Origin of the sequence: Pedobacter sp. (assembly GCF_041662865.1) — a bacterium.
Taxonomy (GTDB): domain Bacteria; phylum Bacteroidota; class Bacteroidia; order Sphingobacteriales; family Sphingobacteriaceae; genus Pedobacter.
In genome coordinates, this window is the sequence record NZ_JBAZRL010000098.1 from 1 (window position 1) to 3963 (window position 3963).

Consider the following 3963-nt stretch of genomic DNA (forward strand, 5'->3'; position numbering starts at 1 on the left):
GCATATTAACATAGAATGGAATAGAACCCGCGTAATATTGCGTAATAGTCTCCCAAATCGTCATATTACTCTCTAAAAAGTCATCAAGTTTCTCTGAGAGGTCAAAGATTACAATAATAACCACAAACAGCACTAAGGTGTACACAAACGTACCCAGGTATTTGCCAATAATAAAGGCGTCAATAATTTTTAAGCGCTTGCGGAAAAAGTTCATCTATAATTTATTACCTAATATACCAACCATTTTGTTTTTCCAAGCGTAAAATTCGCCTGATATTATCTTTTCTCGAGCTTCATTTACTAGCCACAAATAGAAATGTAGGTTATGTAGGGTTGCTATTTGCGCACCAAGTATTTCCTTGGAGTGCATTAAATGCCTTAAATAGGCTTTTGAGTAAACCTGATCAGCATAAAGGTCGCTATCTACATCAATGGGAGAAAAGTCATTTTCCCATTTTTTATTACTGATGTTAATGATGCCATTTCTTGTAAACAGCATTCCATTTCTTGCATTTCGGGTAGGCATTACACAATCAAACATGTCTATACCTAACGCAATATTCTCCAAAATATTTATTGGTGTTCCGACGCCCATTAGGTATCTCGGTTTATCAACTGGTAACACATTGCAAACCACTTCTGTCATCGCATACATTTCTTCGGCGGGTTCGCCAACAGATAAGCCGCCAATCGCATTCCCTTCACGCTCCATACTAGCGATAAATTCGGAAGATTTTACTCTTAAATCTTTATATACCGATCCTTGTACAATTGGAAAAAGTGTTTGATCAAAGCCATATTTAGGCATTGTAGTGTCAAAACGATGGCAACAACGTTTTAACCATCTATGCGTCATGTTGATTGAGTTTGCTGCATATTTATAGTCACAAGGGTATGGGGTGCACTCATCAAAGGCCATGATAATATCTGCACCAATGCTACGTTGAATGTCCATTGCATATTCGGGTGTAAATAAATGCTTTGAACCATCGATATGCGATCTAAAGGTTACACCTTCTTCTTTGATTTTTCGAACTTTACTTAGTGAGTAAACCTGATATCCACCACTATCGGTCAATATTGGCTTATCCCAACCAATAAATTTATGTAATCCACCGGCAGGTTCAATAATATCCAATCCTGGTCTCAAGTATAGATGATAGGTATTGCCTAAGATAATTTGAGCTTTAATATCTTCTTTTAATTCTCTTTGATGCACGGCTTTAACAGTTCCAGCGGTGCCTACCGGCATAAAAATAGGTGTTTTTATATCGCCATGAGCTGTTGTAATTGTTCCAGCTCTTGCTTTGGATAGTGGATCGTTTGCCTGTAAATTAAATTTCATATATGGGGTCTTCATCAAATCGGCTGCAAAAATAGCCAAAATTCTTGGTTTATTAGTTTATTGGTTCAATTGGCGTCATCGGATGACGTTATGTCTTTTTATCAACAATTAACAGGAAATCAGATTAAAAATGAGAGATTTGTGACTTTTAGAATAACCATCGTGGAATTAAACGCTTTAGAAATCTGCCTGCTCGGCACATTTATTTTCTGTCTTCTTACGCAGCTCTATTTCAGCTTGTTTGTACATTTGAAATTGTCATCAATTAAAATTGATCAAATTAATGACGGTCCATTAAACCCACTTAGCGTAATCATATGTGCCAGAAATGAAGTGACAAATTTGGAGAAGAACCTGCCGATTTTTTTGGTTCAAGATTATCCAGCTTTTGAAATAATAGTGGTAAACGATCGGTCGTGGGATGGTACTGCGGATCTGCTAGAACGCCTTGCGAAAAAGTATGACAAGTTGAAGGTTGTAACCATAACAGATGGCAATAAATTTATTGCTGGAAAGAAATTTGCCGTAACAATGGGTATTAAAGCTGCGACCAACGAATGGCTGGTATTTACAGACGCTGATTGCTTTCCTGCATCTTCAAATTGGCTAAGAGGAATGCAACAACCGACGAATGATCAGACGGAAATTATTTTAGGCTATTCTCCTTATCTAAAAAAGGGTACATTGTTAAACGCTATTATTCGATTAGAAACCTTTTTTACAGCAGTTAATTATTTGTCATTTGCTTTAAAACGAATGCCATATATGGGGGTTGGAAGAAATATGGCGTATAAAAAGTCGCTTTTTTTTAAGAACAAAGGTTTTGCGGCGCACATGCATATTCCATCGGGTGATGATGATCTTTTTGTAAATGCTAGTGCAACAAAGACAAATACAGAAATCCGTATACACAGAGATACACATGTTTGGAGTGAGCCAAAAACTTCATTTATCGCTTATTTGCGTCAAAAAAAGCGCCACTACGGTGCTGGGAAATTATATCAAACTAAGCATCGTTTTTTACTTTCTATACAATTTATTTTCCATCTATTATTTTATGTAGTTGGAATTGTTTTATTGTGTTTTAATGATACTCGTTATTATGCATTAGGTGTTTTTGGATTTAGTATGCTGTTTAGGGGCTTGGTATATGCAAGATTGCTAAATCGATTACAGTACGGTGAGCTAAAGTGGTGGTTTCCAATTCTAGAGCTTATTCAGTTTTTGTTTTTAATGATTAATGGTATAGTTTCTATATTTGTTAAAAAAGTACAGTGGAAGTAGTTACTGGGTAGTATTTAAGCCACTAGCTAACCTAATTTTAAATTTTATACCATGCCTGACGTGAAACCAGACCTAATTCTAAAGTATTTTCCAAACATTAGTAAACTACAGCTTGATCAGTTTGCTAAACTATATGACTTGTATAGCTTCTGGAATGCCCAAATTAATGTGATTTCGCGAAAAGACATTGATGAACTTTATGAAAGACATATCTTACATTCATTAGGAATTGCAAAATTCTGTACGTTTAGAGCGGGCGAGAAAGTTTTAGATGTAGGCACGGGTGGAGGATTCCCGGGAATTCCATTGGCAATTTTATTCCCAGAAACACAGTTTCACTTGGTAGATTCGATTGGGAAAAAGATTAAAGTAGTAACCGAAGTTGCAGCTTCTCTTGGCCTAAAAAATGTGAAAGCTAGCCATTTAAGAGCTGAGCAGGTTGCAGATAAATATAATTTTGTTGTTTCAAGAGCCGTAACTCGTCTGGTGGATTTCTATCCATGGATTAGGGGAAAGTTTGCAAAGGAGCATATCAATGCAATTCCCAACGGTATTTTATATCTTAAAGGTGGTGATTTAACAGAAGAGATTAAAGAATCAAAGCTGAAAGCAGAACTACATCCACTTTCAGCTTATTTTGAGGAGGGGTTTTTTGAAACGAAATACGTTGTTTATATCCCTCAATAATTCGGTTTCCAAGAGATATCTTATTATTCGCTTTGCGTATTCAGTCTATTTAATGATATCGTTATCGTTTGTAGGGTCTCCAGTGATTATCACCTCTTTTACTTTTTCTATGCCTGTGGGATCCCCTTCGATCATTTTAGAAGCCGGTTTAGCTTTATCTGGTTTTACAATTGGTGGAGGGAATTTAATTTTACTTTTTGCTTTGGGCTTGGAACTAGAGGGCTCGATTGGTGGAGGCGGGACCGTCTTCGATGATTTTTTTGGCTTTTCAGGTTTTACAATTGGTGGAGGGAACTTCACTTGATCTTCTCTTGGTGGAGGTGGCTCAACTGGCGGCGGTGGGGTTTTTGAAGTTTTACTTGGTTTGTCTGCTTTAACAATGGGTGGAGGAAATTTGATTTGATTTTGTTTTTTTTGCTTTCCTTAAGCGTAATGTATCACTTTTAACTTGTGTAATTTTTTGTACTGGTACAGCAATTTCGCTTTTCTCCGGAAGCAAATCTACATAACCATAATCTTTTGTGAATGCCATTGTAGATGTACAAAGCATCGCCCCAGTTAAAGGGAGTGTTAGCAGCAACCTAAGCCTTGCCCAGCCTGCTGTTCTTTTTTTGTTTAACATGTTAATTCTCCTTTTTAATATTGAT

Annotated in this window: 5 protein-coding genes and 1 pseudogene; 2 read left to right on the plus strand and 4 right to left on the minus strand. The window is 36.6% G+C overall.

Features of this window, described 5'->3' with window-relative positions:
- Positions 1 to 214: pseudogene (locus tag WC622_RS16460) on the minus strand (YjgP/YjgQ family permease); the annotation flags it as partial.
- Positions 215 to 1345 (minus strand): tRNA guanosine(34) transglycosylase Tgt, encoded by a 1131-nt coding sequence (tgt, locus tag WC622_RS16465; RefSeq protein ID WP_372820782.1) that lies wholly within the window; start codon positions 1343 to 1345, stop codon positions 215 to 217.
- A 90-nt stretch (positions 1346 to 1435) separates the two neighbouring features.
- Between tgt and WC622_RS16470 the strand changes: the two genes are divergently transcribed.
- Both WC622_RS16470 and rsmG read left to right on the plus strand, forming a co-directional pair.
- Positions 1436 to 2629 carry a glycosyltransferase gene (locus tag WC622_RS16470; RefSeq protein WP_372820783.1) on the plus strand — a complete coding sequence of 398 codons (1194 nt, stop codon included), beginning with the start codon at positions 1436 to 1438 and terminating at the stop codon, positions 2627 to 2629.
- A 51-nt stretch (positions 2630 to 2680) separates the two neighbouring features.
- Complete coding sequence (rsmG, locus tag WC622_RS16475; protein ID WP_372820784.1) at positions 2681 to 3316, plus strand: 16S rRNA (guanine(527)-N(7))-methyltransferase RsmG; 636 nt, start codon at positions 2681 to 2683, stop codon at positions 3314 to 3316.
- Positions 3317 to 3361: 45 nt separating this feature from the next.
- Here the strand turns inward: rsmG and WC622_RS16480 are convergent, their stop codons facing one another.
- Together WC622_RS16480 and WC622_RS16485 are read right to left on the minus strand one after the other, a co-directional pair.
- Positions 3362 to 3616 (minus strand): hypothetical protein, encoded by a 255-nt coding sequence (locus tag WC622_RS16480; RefSeq protein ID WP_372820785.1) that lies wholly within the window; start codon positions 3614 to 3616, stop codon positions 3362 to 3364.
- A 73-nt stretch (positions 3617 to 3689) separates the two neighbouring features.
- The coding region (locus WC622_RS16485; RefSeq protein ID WP_372820786.1) for a hypothetical protein at positions 3690 to 3963 on the minus strand (274 nt) is incomplete at its 5' end.

Bases quoted from the DNA above. Each gene is read 5' to 3' on its own strand.
- tgt (WP_372820782.1), bottom strand. From the start codon at position 1,345: ATGAAATTTAATTTACAGGCAAACGATCCACTATCCAAAGCAAGAGCT.
- WC622_RS16470 (WP_372820783.1), top strand. From the start codon at position 1,436: ATGTCTTTTTATCAACAATTAACAGGAAATCAGATTAAAAATGAGAGA.
- rsmG (WP_372820784.1), top strand. From the start codon at position 2,681: ATGCCTGACGTGAAACCAGACCTAATTCTAAAGTATTTTCCAAACATT.